General features: G+C 70.2%; 21 protein-coding genes. 15 read left to right on the top strand and 6 right to left on the bottom strand.

The features are described 5' to 3' along the window. Positions 1–21: 21 nt before the first annotated feature. Positions 22–468 carry a TM2 domain-containing protein gene (locus tag LZ017_RS16550; RefSeq protein WP_241398002.1) on the bottom strand — a complete coding sequence of 149 codons (447 nt, stop codon included), beginning with the start codon at positions 466–468 and terminating at the stop codon, positions 22–24. Between the two features lie 17 nt (positions 469–485). Then, positions 486–1,055, bottom strand: coding sequence for a GNAT family N-acetyltransferase (locus LZ017_RS16555; protein WP_241398003.1), 570 nt, complete (start codon positions 1,053–1,055; stop codon positions 486–488). Positions 1,056–1,348: 293 nt separating this feature from the next. Here LZ017_RS16555 and rpsP point away from each other — a divergent pair, with 293 nt between their 5' ends. From rpsP to LZ017_RS16585, 6 genes are all read left to right on the top strand, one after another. Continuing rightward, positions 1,349–1,603 carry a 30S ribosomal protein S16 gene (rpsP, locus tag LZ017_RS16560; RefSeq protein WP_241398004.1) on the top strand — a complete coding sequence of 85 codons (255 nt, stop codon included), beginning with the start codon at positions 1,349–1,351 and terminating at the stop codon, positions 1,601–1,603. A gap of 13 nt (positions 1,604–1,616) precedes the next feature. Further along, complete coding sequence (gene rimM / locus LZ017_RS16565) at positions 1,617–2,219, top strand: ribosome maturation factor RimM (protein ID WP_241398005.1); 603 nt, start codon at positions 1,617–1,619, stop codon at positions 2,217–2,219. Positions 2,220–2,270: 51 nt separating this feature from the next. Continuing rightward, on the top strand, positions 2,271–3,062 hold the full coding sequence (gene trmD, locus LZ017_RS16570) for a tRNA (guanosine(37)-N1)-methyltransferase TrmD (RefSeq protein WP_241398006.1): 792 nt from the start codon (positions 2,271–2,273) through the stop codon (positions 3,060–3,062). Positions 3,063–3,250: 188 nt separating this feature from the next. After that, on the top strand, positions 3,251–3,604 hold the full coding sequence (gene rplS / locus LZ017_RS16575) for a 50S ribosomal protein L19 (RefSeq protein ID WP_241398007.1): 354 nt from the start codon (positions 3,251–3,253) through the stop codon (positions 3,602–3,604). A 182-nt stretch (positions 3,605–3,786) separates the two neighbouring features. Beyond that, the gene (locus LZ017_RS16580; RefSeq protein ID WP_241398008.1) at positions 3,787–4,503 is read left to right on the top strand and encodes a CoA pyrophosphatase; all 717 of its coding nucleotides are present in this window, start codon (positions 3,787–3,789) and stop codon (positions 4,501–4,503) included. Positions 4,504–4,554: 51 nt separating this feature from the next. After that, a complete protein-coding gene (locus tag LZ017_RS16585; RefSeq protein ID WP_241398009.1) occupies positions 4,555–5,544 on the top strand; it encodes a CobD/CbiB family protein in 990 nt (329 codons plus the stop codon). A gap of 699 nt (positions 5,545–6,243) precedes the next feature. On the opposite strand, the gene LZ017_RS16590 is transcribed toward LZ017_RS16585, so the two are convergent. Together LZ017_RS16590 and LZ017_RS16595 are read right to left on the bottom strand one after the other, a co-directional pair. Beyond that, positions 6,244–7,014 carry an SDR family NAD(P)-dependent oxidoreductase gene (locus LZ017_RS16590; RefSeq protein ID WP_241398010.1) on the bottom strand — a complete coding sequence of 257 codons (771 nt, stop codon included), beginning with the start codon at positions 7,012–7,014 and terminating at the stop codon, positions 6,244–6,246. After that, positions 7,011–7,721, bottom strand: a complete 711-nt coding sequence (locus tag LZ017_RS16595) for an RluA family pseudouridine synthase (protein WP_241398011.1) — start codon at positions 7,719–7,721, stop codon at positions 7,011–7,013. Before LZ017_RS16595 ends, LZ017_RS16590 begins: the two co-directional genes overlap by 4 nt. Before the next feature lie 90 nt (positions 7,722–7,811). On the opposite strand from LZ017_RS16595, the gene LZ017_RS16600 reads away from it, so the two are divergent. Continuing rightward, positions 7,812–9,242, top strand: a complete 1,431-nt coding sequence (locus tag LZ017_RS16600; protein WP_241398012.1) for a Gfo/Idh/MocA family protein — start codon at positions 7,812–7,814, stop codon at positions 9,240–9,242. Positions 9,243–9,251: 9 nt separating this feature from the next. Next, positions 9,252–10,412: an AAA family ATPase gene (locus LZ017_RS16605; protein WP_241398013.1), complete on the top strand. Its 1,161-nt coding sequence runs from the start codon at positions 9,252–9,254 to the stop codon at positions 10,410–10,412. 68 nt (positions 10,413–10,480) lie between these two features. Here LZ017_RS16605 and LZ017_RS16610 read toward each other — a convergent pair whose 3' ends face one another. Further along, positions 10,481–10,957, bottom strand: a complete 477-nt coding sequence (locus LZ017_RS16610) for a tyrosine-protein phosphatase (protein WP_241398014.1) — start codon at positions 10,955–10,957, stop codon at positions 10,481–10,483. A gap of 174 nt (positions 10,958–11,131) precedes the next feature. On the opposite strand from LZ017_RS16610, the gene LZ017_RS16615 reads away from it, so the two are divergent. Further along, positions 11,132–12,394: an MFS transporter gene (locus tag LZ017_RS16615; protein WP_241398015.1), complete on the top strand. Its 1,263-nt coding sequence runs from the start codon at positions 11,132–11,134 to the stop codon at positions 12,392–12,394. Here LZ017_RS16615 and LZ017_RS16620 read toward each other — a convergent pair. Beyond that, positions 12,379–12,852, bottom strand: coding sequence for a thioesterase family protein (locus tag LZ017_RS16620; RefSeq protein WP_241398016.1), 474 nt, complete (start codon positions 12,850–12,852; stop codon positions 12,379–12,381). The two genes, LZ017_RS16615 and LZ017_RS16620, sit on opposite strands and share 16 nt — an antisense overlap. 122 nt (positions 12,853–12,974) lie before the next feature. Here LZ017_RS16620 and LZ017_RS16625 point away from each other — a divergent pair, with 122 nt between their 5' ends. The 6 genes from LZ017_RS16625 (at position 12,975) to LZ017_RS16650 (ending at position 18,564) form a co-directional block, all read left to right on the top strand. Beyond that, positions 12,975–13,484, top strand: a complete 510-nt coding sequence (locus LZ017_RS16625) for a YbaK/EbsC family protein (protein ID WP_241398017.1) — start codon at positions 12,975–12,977, stop codon at positions 13,482–13,484. Positions 13,485–13,601: 117 nt separating this feature from the next. Further along, positions 13,602–13,832: a DUF1289 domain-containing protein gene (locus LZ017_RS16630; protein WP_241398018.1), complete on the top strand. Its 231-nt coding sequence runs from the start codon at positions 13,602–13,604 to the stop codon at positions 13,830–13,832. 46 nt (positions 13,833–13,878) lie between these two features. Then, positions 13,879–14,523 (top strand): 2-hydroxychromene-2-carboxylate isomerase, encoded by a 645-nt coding sequence (locus LZ017_RS16635; RefSeq protein ID WP_241398019.1) that lies wholly within the window; start codon positions 13,879–13,881, stop codon positions 14,521–14,523. 147 nt (positions 14,524–14,670) lie between these two features. Next, entirely contained in the window at positions 14,671–16,227 is a 1,557-nt protein-coding gene (locus LZ017_RS16640; protein WP_241398020.1) for a methyl-accepting chemotaxis protein, read from the top strand. A gap of 187 nt (positions 16,228–16,414) precedes the next feature. After that, entirely contained in the window at positions 16,415–18,184 is a 1,770-nt protein-coding gene (locus LZ017_RS16645; protein ID WP_241398021.1) for an MFS transporter, read from the top strand. Between the two features lie 188 nt (positions 18,185–18,372). Continuing rightward, complete coding sequence (locus LZ017_RS16650; protein ID WP_241398022.1) at positions 18,373–18,564, top strand: hypothetical protein; 192 nt, start codon at positions 18,373–18,375, stop codon at positions 18,562–18,564. Positions 18,565–18,569 lie beyond the last annotated feature (5 nt).

Raw genomic sequence — 18,569 nt, forward strand, 5'->3', positions numbered from 1 at the left:
GGCGGCACGGGCCGCCCGCGGCTACTGGCTGATCTCGCGCGCCGCCTCGACCTGGCTTTCGAAGTAACGCTGCGCCGAGAAGGCGATGGTGGCCATCAGGCAGCCGCCGCCCACCATCAGGCAGGCGATCGCACCCAGCACCGGCCCCCAGCCGGTCTTGCGCACCGGCTGGCCGGGGTTGTGGCGGTCGCGCCAGCGTTCGTCCGGCGTCAGCGCATGCACGATGCCGGCCAGCATGCTCTGCGTCAGCATCAGCCCCAGCAGCGGGATCAGCACCCAGGCCAGGCGGTCGTCCTGGCCCAGCACATCCATGCGCTGCACGCCATACAGCCCCAGCAGCGTGGGCGGCAGATGCAGCCAGGCCCAGGGATCGCGCAGGCCATGGAGGTAGAAACGGTGCACGCCCAGGCTGCCCAGCGCGAAGCTGAGCCACACCGCGACGGTCTTGGAGCGCTTACCCGTGCTCATGGGTCGCCCCTCAGCGCTCATGCCGCCGGCGGGCATTGGTCGCCTTGGCCCAGGGTCTTCTGCATCAGCACCACGTCCAGCCAGCGGTCGAATTTCCAGCCGGCGGACTTCATCACGCCCACCGGCTCGAAGCCCAGCGCGCGGTGCACGCCGATCGAGCCCTGGTTGGCGGAGTCGCCGATCACCGCGATCATCTGGCGCGCGCCGGCCTGCTCGCAGCGGCTCACCAGTTCGGCCAGCAGCAGCCGGCCCAGGCCCATGCCCTGGGCCTGCGGGTGCAGGTAGATCGAATCCTCGACGAAGAAGCGGTAGGCCATGCGCGGCCGGAAATAGTTGGCATAGGCATAGCCCAGCACCTGCCCGTCGCGCTCGGCCACCAGGTAGGGCAAGCCGCGGCCCAGGACCTCGGCGCGGCGGCGCGCCATCTCGGCCGTGTCGGGCACCTCGGTCTCGAAGGTGCCAGTGCCCTGCAGCACGGCAATTTCATAGATGGACTGGATGGCGGCAAGGTCGGCGTCCGTGCTGGATCGGATCAGCAGACCGGGCTGCGGCGCGCGGCTGGCCGGGTCGTGAGAGGAAGATTGCATGGGGTGTCCACAAACAGGTCGGCGCGAGTTTATAATGCCCGGTTTTGGCGCTGGCCCTGGGGTGTGGTTTGCGCGCGGTGGATGGCCTTGAACGGTGGGGATTCTCTCCCATCCGCGAGAGGCGATCGGCGGCGGGCGACAGGCTTTCGGGCACGTATCTACAGTGCCTTTCCCGGCTGCTGTCGCGGGGGATCCGGATCGATTCCGGAGCTTCGTGGCGAGGCCTTTCCGATCTGCTGGCCTGTTGTGTCCCTGGTGCGGTGGAACGCTAGAGAACATTTGAAGGATTGATCATGGTCGTGATTCGACTCGCACGCGGTGGCTCCAAGAAGCGCCCGTTCTACAACATCGTCGTGGCCGACAGCCGCGAGCGCCGTGACGGCCGCTTCATCGAGCGCGTGGGTTTCTACAACCCCGTGGCTTCCGGTGCCGCCGAGTCGCTGCGCGTCGCGCTGGACCGCGTGAGCTACTGGACCGGCGTGGGCGCCCAGCCCTCGGCCGCCGTGGCGCGCCTGGTCGACGTGGCCACCAAGAAGGCCGCAGCCTAAGCCTCGCGCCTCCATGCCAGCATCCGACGCCACCTTGGTCCCGCCCGCCGGCAGCGACTGCCCGGACGACGCGATCGAGGTCGGCCGGGTGCTGGACGCCTGGGGCATCAAGGGCTGGATCAAGGTCCTGTCCCATTCCGCCGATGCCCAGGCCCTGTTTTCCGCCCGCCGCTGGTACCTGAAGCCCAGCGAGCAGGCCTTGCCCGGCAAAGCCCCGAGCGTGCCGGCGCAACTGAAGATACGCGCCATCCGCGATCACGGCGACGGCATCGTCGCCCAGCCCGATGGCGTGGCCGACCGCAATGCCGCCGAGGCGCTGCGCGGCGCCCGCATCTTTGTCTCCCGCGCCGATTTCCCCGCCACCGATGGCAACGACGAGTTCTACTGGGTGGACCTGATCGGTCTCACCGTGGTGAATCGCGAGGGTCAGGTGCTGGGCGAGGTGCTGGACCTGATCGACACCGGCCCGCACTGCGTGCTGCGCATCGTGCCGCCGGGTCTGACCCCGCCCATCAAGCCAGACCAGGAGCGCCTGGTGCCCTTTGTGTCGGCCTTTGTCGACGGCGTGGACCTGGCAACGCGCCGCATCACGGTCGACTGGGGTCTGGATTTCTGATCCCCGCGGCCTGCGGGCCGTCCCGAACTGTCGCCACCGGCGCGAATCCCCATGCGCTTCGACGTCATCACGCTGTTCCCCGAGCTGTTCGAGCCCTTTCTGCAGGTGGGCGTGACCCGGCGTGCCTTCGAGAGCCGGCAGGTCGACGTGCGCCTGTGGCCGCTGCGCGAGCATGCGCTGGACAACTACCGCCGCGTCGACGACCGCCCCTATGGCGGCGGCCCCGGCATGGTGATGCTGGTGGAGCCGCTGGAGCGCGCGCTGGCGGCGGTGAAGGCGGACCGCGCCGAGGCCGGGGAGGGCGGCGGGGCGCCCGCCATCATCCACTTCACGCCCACCGGGCGCCGCATCGACCAGGCGCTGGTCCGCGAGATGGCACAGGGGCCCGGCGCGGTGCTGCTGTGCGGGCGCTACGAGGGCATGGACCAGCGCTTCCTGGACCGCCATGTGACGCTGGAGCTGAGCCTGGGCGACTTCGTGCTGTCTGGCGGCGAGCTGCCCGCGCTGGCGCTGCTGGACGCCGTCGCCCGGCTGCAGGAGGGGGTGCTGAACGACGCCGCCTCGCACCAGCAGGACAGCTTTTCCGAGGGCTTGCTGCTGGACTGCCCGCATTACAGCCGTCCCGAGCTGCTGACGTTGCCTGACGACGCCGGCCAGCCGCAGGCGCTGCCGGTGCCACCGGTGCTGCTGTCCGGCAACCACCGCGAGATCGCGCGCTGGCGCCGCGAACAGTCGCTGCGTCTGACGCAGGCGCGCCGGCCCGAGCTGATCGCCGAGGCCCGCGCCGCCGGGCTGCTGAGCCCGGCCGACGAGAAATTCCTGCGCGCTTTGAGCAAGAGCTGATTCACGCTACAATCGCGGGCTTTTCCGATCCTCTGCCTGGGCAAACGGGATTGCACGCGTGGCCTTGAATCGCGTCCGATAGGGGCGAACTTCGGGGGAGCGCCAGCAAACCAACGGCAGGTCCGCCATCGGGGCGGCCTTCGCCAGCTGAAGTACACAGCGCCGGCATGATCACTAGGAGATAAGTCGTGGATCTGATCCGTACCCTCGAGCAAGAAGAAATTGCTCGCCTGAACAAGACCATTCCCGCGTTCGCCCCCGGCGACACGGTGATCGTCAACGTGAACGTGGTCGAAGGCACGCGCAAGCGCGTGCAGGCCTACGAAGGCGTGGTCATCGCCAAGCGCAACCGTGGCCTGAACTCGTCCTTCATCGTCCGCAAGATTTCCAGCGGCGAAGGCGTGGAGCGTACCTTCCAGCTGTTCAGCCCGCTGATCGCGTCGATCGAAGTCAAGCGCCGCGGCGATGTGCGCCGCGCCAAGCTGTACTACCTGCGTCAGCGTTCGGGCAAGTCGGCCCGCATCAAGGAAAAGCTGGCCTGATCGGCAAGCCCCGGGCGGTGTCGTCGATGGCTGTTCGCAAGCCCTTGACGCCGCCGCCGCACCGGGTCCTGGCGATCCGGTGTCTCGAAAGCCGCCTTCTGGCCCCCGGCCGAGGCGGCTTTTTTCATGGCCAGGCGTTTCTTGTGTCCTGGCCGCCGCGTTGACAGGCCTGAGTCCCGCCGATGAACGCTCCCTCGTCGCGTCCGCCGATCCAAGATCCCCGCCAGGTGCCGGTGACCGGGCTGGACACCCATCTGCCACCGGTGCCGGCGCAGCGCCTGCAGGCCCAGGCGCTGCGCGAGCGCTTCGCGGCGGGCGCGGACTTCCAGCCCGAATGGGCCGGCGACGGCGGGCTGCTCAACGGCGCCCGTGCGCCGGCCGCCGCCGCGGTGCTGGTGCCGCTGGTGCAGCGCGACGCCGGCTTGAGCGTGTTGCTGACCCAGCGCACCGCGCATCTGCGCGACCATGCCGGGCAGATCAGCTTCCCGGGCGGCCGCAGCGAACCCGAGGACCTCTCGCCCGAGGCCACCGCGCTGCGCGAGGCCCAGGAAGAAATCGGCCTGACGCCGCGGCATGTCGAACTCATCGGCCGGCTGCCGGTCTACCGCACCGTCACCGCCTTCGACGTGACCCCGGTGGTCGCGCTGGTGCAACCGGACTTCCAACTGGCGCTGGATGCCTTCGAGGTGGCCGAGGCCTTCGAGGTGCCGCTGGCCTTTCTGATGGACCCGGCGAACCATCGCCGTCACACCGTGGCCTGGGGCGGCGGGGAGCGCCAGTTCCTGTCCATGCCGTGGACGGGGACAGGTCTTGCCCCGTCCGATGGTCCGCGCGAGTATTTCATTTGGGGGGCGACGGCCGCGATGCTGCGCAACCTCTATCGTTTTCTCTCTGCGTAGCGCCTGTCCGGCGGGCTTGCAGGGCCCCCGCTCCCGCTATCATCCCGGGCCATGAACTTCTTCGCCGTCTTGTTCGCGCTGCTGTGCGAGCAGCTCAAGCCCTTGCGGCATGGCAATCCGGTGCACCAGGGCATGATCAACTGGGTGCGCTGGACCGGCCGCAACTTCGATGCCGGCCGCGAGCATCATGCGACGGTGGTCTGGTGCATCACCGTGCTGGGGCCGGCCGTTGCCGTGGCGCTGATCTATGCCGGCGTGCGCCATTTCAGCCTGCTGCTGGCGCTGGCGCTGGACGTGCTGGTGCTCTACCTGACACTGGGCTTCCGCCAGTTCAGCCATTACTTCACCGACATCCGCGATGCGCTGGAGCGTGCCGACGAGAGCGAGGCGCGCCGCCTGCTCGCCGAGTGGCGCCATCTGGACGCCAGCGAGCTGCCGCGCACCGAGCTGTTGCGCCATGTGCTGGAGCACTCGCTGCTGGCGGCGCACCGCCATGTGTTCGGCGTCTTCTTCTGGTTCGTGCTGCTGTCCACGCTGGGCCTGGGGCCGGCCGGCGCGGTGCTCTACCGCATGGCAGAGTTCGCCAGCCGCTACTGGGCCTTCAAGAGCCGCACGCTGGATGCGCCGACCAATGAGCGGCTGATGCAGCTGTCGCGCCGCGTCTTCGGCTGGATCGACCATGTGCCGGCCCGGCTCACCGCGGCGGGCTTTGCCATCGTCGGCAACTTCGAGGAAGCCGTCGGCAGCTGGCGCCGCCATGCCAGGCTGTGGGCCCATGAGAACGAAGGCGTGATCCTCGCCGCCGCCGCGGGCGCGGTGGGCGTGCAACTGGGCGGATCGGCGGCGCCGGGCGTGACCCCGGACCGCAGCAAGACCTTCGAGGCCGGTGGCGACGCCGAAGCCACCCAGGCCGAGGGCTCCACCGCGGGCCAGCCGCCGCAACTGGGCCACTTGCAGAGCGTGGTCGGCTTGGTCTGGCGCTCGGTCGTGCTGTGGATGATGCTGCTGGCGTTGATGACCTTGGCGAACTTGGTCGGCTGAATTTGTTGGCTCTCCCGGGGAGCATGGTGCCCCCCGCCCAAGGAGTACCTTGGGCCGCCCCCCATGGGGGGCGGCGATACGGGTGGCATTCAGCCACCCGTATCGCCAAGCGGGCCGGCTTGGGGCGGCCCGGCACCGGCCCCTGGAATACCCCCTCGTCCAGGGAGTACCCTGGCCGGTCCCCCGAGGGGACGCCGATACGGGCGGCATTCAGCCACCCGTATCGCCAGGCGGGCCGGCTTGGGGCGGCCCGGCGCTTGGCCCTGGAATACACCCCCTCGTCCAGGGAGTACCCTGGCCGGTCCCCCGAGGGGACGGCGATGCTCGCGGGGGTGCCCCCGCTCGCACATCGCCAAGCGGGCCAGCTTGGGGCGGCCCGGCGCTCGGCCCCAAATACAGTCTCTGCTCGCGGCGAAATTGGCAGGCGTCTCGGCAAGAGGCCCGATGTGGAGTCGAGCCGTACTCGGCGAGCGACTTAAAGCCTGAGCGGTGGCGTTGCCCCGCTGGTCGTCGGGCCGGCACTCAGTGCCCAGCGCGGGTCTCGGTCAAATCGCATTCAGGCCCTCCTTTTGGTGACTTTTCCTGGGCCCGCAGGAAAAGTTACCCGGCTGCCGGGCCGGGACCCGGCGGGCTCTGCGCCCCGCGCAAAACCCAATAAACCCAAAACCCCGAAAACCCAAAGAACCAAAAAACAAACACTCAATCCCTTACATCCCCCACCACCACCTCCCCGAAATCCTCCCGCGCCAGAAAGCGCAACACCCGCTCCGCCGTGTCCTCGGCGGACACCAGCTGCCCCTGGCTTTTGAAATCGGCAAAGCGCTGCCGATCGGGGAAGCCCGCCGGGTCGCCGCTGCGCAGCTGGACCTGCATCTGGGTGTCGATGATGCCGGGGGCCAGTGAGACGATGCGCGCCGCGTTCAGGCCCTGCGCGCGCTTGTGCGCTTCGTCCAGCGCCATCGCGCGCGACAGGTGGTCCATGCCCGCCTTGGCGGCGCAGTAGGGCGCGCTGCCGGCCATGGCGCGCCGCCCCAGGCCGGAGGAGATGTTGAGGATGCGCCGCCGCGCCGGGCTCGCGCGCGTGGCGTCGAGGAAGGCCGCGCTGAGCAGCAGCGTGGCCTCCAGCCCCGCGCGCAGCGCGGCGGACAGCTGCGGCAGCGGCACGCCTTCCACCGGCCCCGGCGGCGTGACCACGCCGGCGTTGTTGATCAGGGTCAGGTCTTGCCAGGCTTCGTCGCCATGCTGGGCCAGCCAGCCGGACAGGCGCTCGGCCACCGGCAGCGGGTCGGCCAGATCGGCCTGCCACTGCCCCAGGCGCAGCGTGGCGCCCTGCGCGGCGGCAAAGGCGTCCAGCGCGGCGCTGCGGCCGCGTGCGATGCCCAGCACTTGGTGGCCCTGGGCCAGCAACTGCCGCGCCAGGGCCTCGCCCAGGCCGCGCGAGCTGCCGGTGATGATGGTGAAATGCTTCATGAAGGGTCCTCGTTCGACGGTAGGTCCAGGAAGTCCGGCGCGCTGTTCAGCCGCAGCGCCGCGGCTCCCAGCAGCGCGGGCAGGCCCAGTTCGCAGGCATGCAGCATCAGCCGTGGCGCCTGCAGCTCGGGCGGCGCGTAGAGGGCGTCGCCGAGGATGGGGTGGCCGATCGCCATCAGGTGCACGCGCAGCTGGTGGGAGCGCCCGGTCACGGGTTCCAGCTCGACATGGCTGAGGTCGCGCCGGGCGTCGTAGCGGAGCAGGCGCACGCGGGTCAGGCTGGGTTTGCCGCGCTGCGGGTCCACCATCTGGCGCGGGCGGTTGGGCCAGTCGGCGATCAGCGGCAGCGCGATCTCCTGCCGCGGCTCGCGCAGCCGGCCGTGCACCAGGGCCTGGTAGCGCTTGTGCACCTGGCGCGCCGCAAAGGCCAGGCTGAGCGCCCGCTGCATGGCCTCGCCGCGCGCGAACACCAACAGGCCGGAGGTGGCCTGATCCAGGCGGTGCACGACGAGCGCGTCCGGCGCGCGACCGCGCACGCGCAACCATGCGCAGTCCTGCTTGTCCTCGCCGCGCCCGGGCACCGACAGCAGGCCCGCGGGCTTGTCGACGACGATGCGCTGCTCGTCCTCGTGCAACCAGCGCAGCGCGGGCGCGGCCGGGCCGTTCGGCAGGGGCGGAGCAGGGGAGGCGAGGGCGTTGGCCGGCATGCGCGCATTGTCGCGTGTGCCTAAAGGCAACGGTCCGGGGCGGCCCTTATCATCGCCAGCCACGCAGTCGAGCACAGCAAGGAGATGGCCATGCGCCAGGACGACAAACCGGCAAATCCCGATTCCCCCGCGCGCCGTCGCTGGCTGGGCGGCCTGGGCGGGACCGCGGTGGGCGCGGCCTTGGCCGGCTGCGCCAGTGGCGGCGGGGCGATCAGCGCACCGATCGCGGCGGCCGGCAGCAAATCCGCGATGGGGCTGCGCGCCAATCCCATGGAGGAGGTGCGCTTCGCGGTGATCGGCGTCGGCCAGCGCGGCAGTTTCCTGGCGCAGACCCTGTGCCAGATCGAGGGCTGCCGCGTGGTTGCCATCGCCGATACCGACGCGCAGTCGATCGCCAGCACGCAGGCCCTGATCGCCAAGACCCAGCGCCCCCAGCCCGAGGTCATCACCGGCTCCAGCGGAGCCTGGGAACGCGTGCTGGACCGCCGCGACGTCGACGCGGTGGTCATCGCCACACCCTGGGAGCTGCACACCGCGATGGCAGTGGCGGCGATGCGCGCTGGCAAGCATGCCTTCATCGAGGTGCCCGCCGCGGTCACGCTGGACGAGGCCTGGCTGCTGGTGGACACCGCCGAGGCCACGCAGCGCCATTGCATGATGCTGGAGAACTGCTGCTACGGCCGCGAGGAGTTGATGCTGCTGAACATGGTGCGCCAGGGCCTGTTCGGCGAACTGCTGCATGCCGAGGGCGCCTATATCCACGACCTGCGCTGGCAGATGAAGGAGATCCAGCGCGGCACCGGCTCCTGGCGCACGCTGTGGCATGCGCGGCGCAACGGCAACCTCTATCCCACCCACGGGCTGGGACCGATCGCGCAGTACTTCGGCATCCACCGCGGCGACCGCTTCGAGTACCTGAACTCGCAGAGCTCGCCGTCGCGCGGCTTCGCTGCCTACGCGCGGCGCGAGTTCCCCGCCGACCATGCGCGCAACCGGCTGCCCTACATCAATGGCGACATCAACACCAGCCTGATCAAGTGCGCGTCGGGGCGCACCATCCTGCTGCAGCACGACACAAGCACGCCGCGGCCCTATTCGCGGCTCAACCAGGTCGTCGGCACGAATGGCAGCTTCGCGGGCTTCCCCGACCGCATCGCGCTGGAGACGCTGGACGGCAAGACGCTGATGCAGCGCTCGGGCAAGCGCGAGGCCTACCACGACTGGGACATGCGCATGGAGCCCTGGTTCGAGCGCTACGACCACCCGCTGTGGAAGCGCCTGGCGGCCGAGGCGCAGCGCAATGGCGGCCACGGCGGCATGGACTACCTGATGATGTGGCGCCTGGTCTACTGCCTGCGCCATGGCGAGGCGCTGGACCAGGACGTCTACGACGCGGCGAGCTGGTCGGCGGTGTTTCCGCTGTCCTGCGATTCGGTGGCCGATCGCGGCAACGCCAAAGACTTCCCCGACTTCACGCGCGGACGCTGGAAGACCGCCAAGCCGCTTGCCGTGGTGGGCTGAGCCCGCGCCATGCTCACCGCGCTGGCCGTCGCCAACTACCGCTCGCTGCGCCAGCTGCGCCTGCCGCTGGGGCCGCTGACGCTGATCACCGGGGCCAACGGCAGCGGCAAGTCCAGCCTCTACCGGGCGCTGCGCCTGCTCGCCGATGCGGCGCAGAGCCGCGTCGTGCCGGCGCTGGCGCGCGAGGGCGGGCTGGAATCCACGCTGTGGGCCGGGCCCGAGCAGATCAGCGCCGCGATGCGCCGCGGCGAGCAGCCGGTGCAGGGCACGGTGCGGCGCGAGCCGGTCAACCTCAAGCTGGGCTTCGCGGCCGAGGATTTCGGCTATGCGCTGGAGCTGGGCCTGCCGCAGCCGAGCAACTCCATGTTCGGGCGCGACCCGCAGATCAAGCGCGAGGCGATCTGGTCCGGCCCGGTCTACCGGCCCGCCGCCGCACTGGTGGAGCGGCGCAACGCGCTGCTGGAGCTGCGCGAGGGGCGCAGCCTGCGCGCCCAGAGCGTGCCGCTGGCCTCCTTCGACAGCATGCTGACCGAGCTGCTGGACCCGGTGCGCGCGCCCGAGATGATCGCGCTGCGCGAACGCATGCGCGCCTGGCGCTTCTACGACCAGCTGCGCACCGACGCCGACGCGCCCGCGCGCCGGCCGCGCATCGGCACCGCGACGCCGGTGCTGGCGGCCGATGGCGCCGACCTGCCGGCGGCCTGGCAGACCCTGCGCGAGATCGGCGACGACGCGCTGCTGCAGCGCAGCCTGGACGATGCCTTTCCCGGCGCGTCCGTGCATATCCGGCCGGGCGACGCGGGCCTGTGCCTGGCGATGCAACAGCCGGGCCTGCTGCGCCCGCTGATGGCGGCCGAGCTGTCCGACGGCACGCTGCGCTACCTGATGCTGCTGACCGCGCTGCTGAGCCCGCGGCCGCCCGAACTGCTGGTGCTCAACGAACCCGAGACCAGCCTGCACCCCGACCTGCTGCCGGCGCTGGGCCGGCTGATCGCGCGTGCCGCCGAACGCAGCCAGCTGATCGTCGTGACCCATGCCGCGCGCCTGGTGGCCACGCTGGAGCATGAGCCCAGCTGCACCAGCTGGCACCTGGAGAAGGAACTGGGCGAGACCCGGCTGCGCGGGCAGGACCTGGACAGCACGCCGCCCTGGCAGTGGCCGGCGCGCTGAACGGGCCGGGGACCGGACCGGGCAAGACCTGACCCCGCGGCGCGCGGATCAGTTTTGATCGGGCCGGGTCAGAACTGATCGATCCAGCCCGATTGCAGCGCCGACTGCGGATTGGAACCGGCGGCGCGCACCGCGGCCAGCGCCTGCTCGGCGGACAGGCCCAGGCGCTTGAGCACGCAGGCCGCCACCGTGCCGGTGCGACCCATGCCGGCGGTGCAGTGCAGCAGCGCGCGGTCGCCCAGGACCAGGCCGTGCGCGAGTTGTTCGACGCCCTGGCGGAAGGCCTGGGGGTCGCTGCCCAGCCCGAAGTCGCGCATCGGCAGGTGCATCCAGCGAAAGGGCAGCCGGCCCTCGGCGATCGCCTTGTGATACGCGGGCGAATGCTGGGCAACCTCTTCCAGCGGATTCAGGCAGACGACCAGGTTGAGCCGCTCCAGCCGCGCTTCGTCGAGGAAGCCGCCCCAGGATTCCAAGCGCCCGGGCATGGACTGCAACCACAGGCGGCCGGGCGTGCCCGCGGGGAGTTCGAGTGATCGGAAGGCCATGCGCGGATTGTCGTTCAAGCCCGCCCACCCGACCTTTGGTCAGGGGTGGCCGCGCGCGCGGGCGCATGCCGCGTCGCGCGACCGCGCAAGCGCGGCGCGGGACGGATGCATGGTTTATCTTGGCGGCTGGCCGGCGCGGCGGATTCGACAGAGGAGGGCGGGGTGGAGGTGGCGATGAGCATGAAGGTGGCACCGGGCGGGCCGGGGCTGCGCCATCCGCGGCTGATGCTGCTGATGGTGTGCGCGCTGGCGCTGATGAGTACGGCCGGCGTCGCGCTGCCTTATCCCATCCTCGCGCCCATCTTCGTCGGCGGCCCGGTGGACGACTTCACGCATTGGGCCGGCCTGCCGGCGGAACTGCTGATGGGCGTGGCGCTGGCGGTCAATCCGGCGGGCATCCTGCTCGGCAGCCTGGTGGTTGCGCCGCTGTCCGACCGCTACGGCCGCCGCCGCGTGCTGACCATCACGCTCAGCGCCACGCTGCTGGGTTATGCGCTGAGCGCGCTGGCGCTGGCGCGGCGCGACTTCCCGCTGTTCGTGCTGTCGCGCTTCGTGACCGGGCTCACCGAGGGCAACGTGGCCGTGGTGCGCGCGCTGGTGGCGGACTGGCATCCGCAGCTGGAGCGCACACGCAGCTTCGCCTGGCTCAACGCCAGCCTCTACGGCGGCTGGCTGGTGGGGCCGCTGCTGGGCGGCCTGACCCTGCCCTGGGGCGAGCCGGTGCCCTTCCTCGCGGCGGCCGCGGTGCTGCTGCCCTGCCTGTGGCTGCTGTGGCAGGGCCTGCCCGACGACAGCCCGGCGCACCCGGTGCGCGGCGGGCTGTGGCGCGCGATGCGCGAGCAGCAGTCGCTGGGGTTGCTGGCGCAGGACGCGGTGCTGCGCCGGCTTGCCGTGCTGCAGGCGCTGTACACGCTGGGCGTGAATGCGCTGTACGAGTACGCGCCGCTGTGGATGCTGCAACAGGCCGGGCTGGGCAGCCAGGGCATCGCCGGCATCACCGCGGGCCAGTGCGCGTCGATGACGCTGGCCAGCGTGCTCGCTGCTCGGCTGGGCAGCTCGCGCTCGCCGCTGCACCAGTCGGCGCGCTGGGCGCTGGTCTCGGCGCTGGGCATCGCCAGCCTGGCGCTGCTGCCCGGCGTGCCGGGGCTGGTGATGGTGATGGCGCTGGGGCTGTCGCTGTCCTTTTACAACGCGCTGATGCCGGCCTGGATGTCGGAGCGCTTCGCCGCCCATGGGCAGGGGCGGGTGATGGGGCTGCTGACCACGGTGTTCTGCCTCTCCAACGTGGTGATGGCGCTGGTGGGCGGCCTGCTGGGCCAGCTGTCCGCGCGCTGGATCATGGCGCTGGGCGGCCTGTGCTGCATCGTCGCGGCGCTGGGCCTGCTGCGCTTCGCGCAGCGCGAGGCGCCGCTGGAGAAAGCTCAGGAGACGATGTAGGCCGCCGAGCCGGTGGACAGCAGCCGGCCCTGGGCGTCGAGGAAGCTCATGCGCGTGCTCGCCACGCGGCTGCCCAGGCGCAGTACCTCGGCCGTGGCCTGGAAGCGCTCGCCGGTGGCCGGACGCAGATAGTCCACGCGCAGGTCGATGGTGCCCAGCTTGCCGAAGCGCTGCAGGCGCTGCGCCGGCGGCTCGTCGAGATGGCGCGCGCCGATGGCCGCCATCACGGCCAGGCCGCCCATGGCGTCCAGCGTCGCGCTGATCACGCCGCCATGCAGGCGGTTGTGTGCGTAGTGGCCGATCAGCTCGGGCCGCATCTCGATGTGGGCCTGGGCGCCGAGCTGCTGCAGCGCGTCGACCTTCAGGCCCAGCACCTGGTTGAAGCAGATCAGCCGCTCGAAGATTTCGCACAGCTTGTCGGTGAACTCGGGTTCGAAAATGCTCTGGACGTGGCTCATGGCCCGACCTTAGCCGATCGTGCCGGCGGCGCGTCCGCGTATCAGCCCGCATTGCCTGACGCGCAGGCGACAGCAGCCCTTGGCGCGGGGCAGGGCGCGCGGGCTTCTTGCACAATGGCGCCATGAGCGAATCCGCGACCCCCACCGTCAACGAGGGCTTCGAGCGCGTGCGTGCCGCGCTGGCCGAGCGAGCCCACTCCGAATCACCGCGCTGGCTGGACGCGTCCGCGCGCAGCTCCGCCGAGGCTGCGCAGGCCCTGGGCGTGGCGCTGGGCCAGATCGCCAAGAGCGTGGTCTTCCGTCGCAAGGCGGACGACGCGGCGGTGCTGGTGATCGCCTCCGGCGACAAGCGCGTCGACGAGAAGAAGCTGCAGCAGCACACCGGCCCGCTGGGCCGTGCCGATGCCGACTTCGTGAAGGCGCGCACCGGCTTCTCGATCGGCGGGGTCTCGCCGCTGGGCTTCGCGCCGGGGCCCGGCCTGGCCCATCCGCAGCTCTTCATCGACCGCGAGCTGTTCCGCTTTGCCGAGATCTGGGCCGCGGCCGGCCATCCCAACGGCGTGTTCCGCCTGTCGCCGGACCAGCTGGTGCAGCTGACCGGCGCGCCGGTGGTGGAGGTGATGCAGTCATGAGCGCGCCGGGCCGTTCCCAAGCGCGAATCCCGGAGCACCCCGTGCGGAGGGTTCAATGAGCGCGCCGGGCCGTTCCCAAGCGCGAATCCCGGAGCACCCTGTGCGGAGGGTTGTCCAATGAGCGCGATCGCCCCGCCGCCGCCGCCGGTTTCCTCGGTGCCGTCGCCCTGTATCAACGTTTGCAAGATGCACGAAGCCACCGGCCTGTGCCGCGGCTGCGCGCGCACCATTGCCGAGATCACGGTCTGGAGCCGCGCCGACGACGCGACGCGGCGCGAAATCCTCGCCCGCCTGCCCGAGCGCCATGCGCAGCTGGAGGCCGCGGGCGTGACCGACTGGAAGCGCTGAGCCTGGCGCTGGACCTGACGACGGAGCTGATGCGGGAGCCCTTTCGATGAAGACGCTGCATTTCCACTTCGACCCGATCTCGCCCTATGCCGCGCTGGCCTTCGCGCGCCTGCCCGAGGCGCTGGCCGGCTGCAGCTACGAGGTCCGCTATGTGCCGGTGTTCTTCGCCGGGCTGCTGAAGGCCTGGAGTCACAAGGGCCCGGCCGAGATTCCGCCCAAGCGCGACTGGACCTATCGCCAGGTCGCCTGGCTGGCGCACCGGCAGCAGGAGCCGCTGCAGCTGCCCGCCAGCCATCCCTTCAATCCGCTGCCGCTCTTGCGCCTGGCCTGGGCCTGCGCGCCCGAGGGGCAGACGCCGGGCCGCCATGTGGTGGAGCAGATCTTCCACCACGTCTGGCGCGGCGGCGCCGAGGCCGCGGACCCGGCGCGGCTGCAGGCCCTGGCCGAGCAGTTGCAGCCGCGGCGCGACCCGGACTGCGACGCCGTGAAGCAGCAGCTGCGCCAGGCCACCGAGCAGGCACAGGCGCAGGGCGTGTTTGGCGTGCCCACCGTGGTGGTGGACGATATTCCGTTCTGGGGGCTGGACGCGCTGGAGATGGTCGCCGCCTATCTGCGCGACGACGCTTTCTTCCACGGCCAGGCCTGGGCGGAGGCGACGCGTCCACGCGCTGGCCTGTTCCGCGCCGGCTGAGCCCACGCCGCAGGGCGGGCCGCGCCAAGCCGCGGCAAATCGGCACTACTCCCTGTTTTTGGCAGGCGCATTGGCGCATTCCGGCATCGACGGCGCATAGTTGCTGTTCGCAAACCGCCCGCAGATGGCGGTTCAGGGAGCGTGACCATGAACCTGTCACTGGGCATGCGGGCTCGCATGCGTCTCTTTGCCGCGGTGCTCACCGCGTTCACCCTGCTCGTGATGGCCGTCGGCCTGCAGCGCATGCACAGTCTGCAGAGTGGACTGCAGACGGTGTACGAGGACCGCGTGCTGCCGCTCAAGCAGCTCAAGCGCGTCGCCGACGCTTATGCGGTGCAGGTCGTTGACGGCGTCCACAAGGCGGCGCATGGCGCACTGGCGCCCGAGCAGGCCCTGGCCCAGCTGCGCGAGGCGCGCGGCCGCATCCGCAGCGAATGGCAGGCCTACCGCGCCACGCAGATGGATGCCCGCGAACGCGCGCTGGCGGACGAGGCCGAAGCGGCGATGGCCGCCGCCGAGCCGGCGCTGGCCGAACTGGAGCAGCTGCTGGCCAGGCGCGACCTTGGCGCGCTGCAGCGCTTCGCGGCCGGTGCGATGTACCCGCGCCTGGATCCGATCTCCAGCCGCGTCGACCAGTTGGTGGACCTGCAGCTTGACGTGGCGGCGCGCGAGTACGAGCGGGGCCAGGCCAACTACCAGGACACCTGGCGGCTGCAACTGGTGATGATGGTGGGCGCGCTGCTGGTCGGCGCGATGGCCGCGCAGGCGGTGGTGCGCTGGCTGGGGCGCACGCTGGGCGGCGAGCCGGCGCGGGTGGCGCAGATCGCCAGCGAGATTTCCGCTGGCCAGCTGGACGACCGCGCCGCCGATGGCGGCGAGCCCGAGGCCAGCGTGATGGCGGCGATGGTGCGCATGCAGCGCCAGCTTTGCACGGTGATCTCCGAGATCGACACGGCCTCGGGCTCGGTGGCCTCGGCCTCGCAGCAGATCGCCATCGGCAACCAGGACCTCAGCCATCGCACCGAAAGCCAGTCGGCCCATCTGCAGGAGACGGCGGCGACCATGGAGCGCATGAGCGAGGACGTGCAGGACAACGCCCAGCTGGCCCAGCAGGCGCAGGGCCTGGCGCAGGGCGTGGCGCACAGCGCCGACCGCAGCGCGCAGCAGATGACGCAGGTGGTCCAGACCATGCAAGAGATCCAGCAGGCCAGCCAGCGCATCGGCGAGATCACCGGGCTGATCAACAGCATCGCCTTCCAGACCAATCTGCTGGCGCTCAATGCCGCGGTGGAGGCCGCGCGCGCCGGCGAGGAAGGGCGCGGCTTCGCGGTGGTGGCGGCCGAGGTGCGCGGCCTGGCGCAGCGCGCGGCCGCGGCGGCGCAGCAGATCACGCGGCTGATCGCCGACAGTGGGCACAAGGTGGCGCAGGGGGCGACCCTGGTGCAGCAGACCGGTGCGGGCATGCGCGACCTGGCCCAGCAGGTGGGGCAGGTGCAGACGCTGACGCAGCGCCTGGCGCAGGGCACCGAACGCTACAGCGCCGGCATCCATCAGATCAACAGTTCTCTGGCCCATCTGGACCGCAACACGCAGAGCAATGTGGCGCTGGTGGAGGAGTCCTCGGCCGCGGCGATGGCGCTGGCCGAGCAGGCGCAGCGGCTGCGCAGCGTGATGGGTTTCTTCCGCCTGCGCTCGTCGGGATAAACCCTTTGCCCCCCGTCAAGACCGCCTGATTTCCACATGGAGAAAAGCCGGCCTAGGGTTGCTGCTCATTTTGTCAGCCAACGGAAAGAATGACGTCAGAAAGAGGTCAGAGCCCGCGCAGATAGTCGCCCTCAGGAGGACACCGGGCGGTGCTTCTCTGCACACACACACTACGGAGACATCAACCATGGCAACCGCAAGCGCAGTCGCCACCAACACGCCGATGACGGCCGAGGAAAAGAAGGTCATCTTCGCCTCCTCGCTGGGCACGGTGTTTGAGTGGTACGACTTCTACCTGTACGGCTCGCTGGCCGTGTTTATCGGCAAGCACTTCTTCTCGGCGCTGGATCCGGCCTCGCAGCTGATCTTCTCGCTGCTGGCGTTTGCGGCGGGCTTCATCGTGCGCCCCTTCGGCGCGCTGGTGTTCGGCCGCCTGGGCGACATGATCGGTCGCAAGTACACCTTCCTGGTGACCATCCTGATCATGGGCCTGTCCACCTTCATCGTGGGCTTGCTGCCGGGCTATGCCACGCTGGGCGTGGCGGCGCCGGTGATCCTGATCGGCCTGCGCCTGCTGCAGGGCCTGGCGCTGGGCGGCGAGTACGGCGGCGCGGCCACTTATGTGGCCGAGCATGCGCCGCATGGCCGCCGGGGTGCGTACACCGCCTGGATCCAGACCACCGCGACGCTGGGCCTGTTCCTGTCGCTGCTGGTGATCCTGCTGGTGCGTAACATGGTGGGCGAGGACGCGTTCGGCGAATGGGGCTGGCGCGTGCCCTTCGTGGTCTCCATCCTGCTGCTGGCGATCAGCGTCTGGATCCGCCTGGCGATGAACGAGTCGCCGGCCTTCCAGAAGATGAAGGCCGAGGGCAAGACCTCCAAGGCGCCGCTGTCCGAGTCCTTCGGCCAGTGGAAGAACCTGAAGATCGTCATCCTGGCCCTGGTGGGCGTGGTCGCTGGCCAGGCCGTGGTCTGGTACACGGGCCAGTTCTACGCGCTGTTCTTCCTGACGCAGGCGCTGAAGGTGGACGGCACGACCGCCAACCTGCTGGTGGCCGCGTCGCTGGTGATCGGCACGCCTTTCTTCGTGGTGTTCGGCACCCTGTCCGACCGCATCGGCCGCAAGCCGGTCATCATGGCCGGCCTGCTGCTGGCCATCGTCACCTACTTCCCGCTGTTCAAGGCACTGACCAAGGCCGCCAACCCCGACCTGGCCGCCGCGCAGGCGAACGCCCAGGTGGTGGTCACCGCGGATCCGAAGGAGTGCTCGTTCCAGTTCAACCCGACCGGCACGGTGAAGTTCACCAGCACCTGCGACATCGCGAAGCAGAAGCTGTCGGCCGCCTCGGTGAGCTATGAGAACGAGGCCACGCCGGGTCAGCCCGCGACCATCAAGGTGGGTTCCACCGTGATTCCGGTCAACGTCTCGGCCGAGGACGTCGCCGCCGCCAAGGCGGCCGCCGAAGCCAAGCTGGCCACGCTGAAGGCCGCCGCCGAACCGGATGCCAAGGCCATCAAGGCCGCCGAGGACAGCGTCAAGACCCTGGGCGACGAGAAGAAGGCCAAGGACGCGGTGTTGACCGGCAAGCTGAAGGCCGCGTTGAAGGCCGCCGGCTATCCGGACAAGGCCGACCCGGCCAAGCTCAACAAGCCGCTGATCGTCGCCATCCTGACGGTGCTGGTGATCTACGTGACCATGGTCTACGGCCCGATCGCCGCGATGCTGGTGGAGATGTTCCCGACCCGCATCCGCTACACCTCGATGAGCCTGCCGTACCACATCGGCAACGGCTGGTTCGGCGGCCTGCTGCCGACCACCGCCTTCGCCATCGTGGCGCAGACCGGCAACATGTACAACGGCCTCTGGTACCCCATCATCGTGGCCGCGATCACCCTGGTGGTGGGCATGCTGTTCGTCCGCGAGACCAAGGACGTGGACATCTACGAGCACGACTGACGCCGCCGCGTGCCGCGCCGCGCGCGGCACCCGCCGACCACGCCCCCGGGTCCGCCCGCGGGGCGTTTTTCATTGGGGCGGGCCTTCGCGGGCGGCATGGCGCTTGGCGGGACGCGGCCCGCTGCTCAGCCTGTTGTCAGCCAGCCGTCCAACAATGGCTTTGTCTTCATTTCGACCTGGAAACGATCATGTGGAAACTTGTCGTGGGCTTTCTCGCCTTTGCTGCGTTGGTCCTGTACGTGATGTTCAAGAGCGACGCCAACATCGACATGAGCGGCGAGAAGCACGACGTGTCGGGCGGCCACACGGAGACGGCGGCCTCGGTGCCGGCGCCCAGCGCCAGCCTGCCGGCCGAACCGGCCTCCGCGGCATCTCAGTAAGACGG

Origin of the sequence: Pelomonas sp. CA6 (assembly GCF_022549225.1) — a bacterium.
In the GTDB taxonomy this organism is placed as follows: Bacteria; Pseudomonadota; Gammaproteobacteria; order Burkholderiales; family Burkholderiaceae_C; genus Roseateles.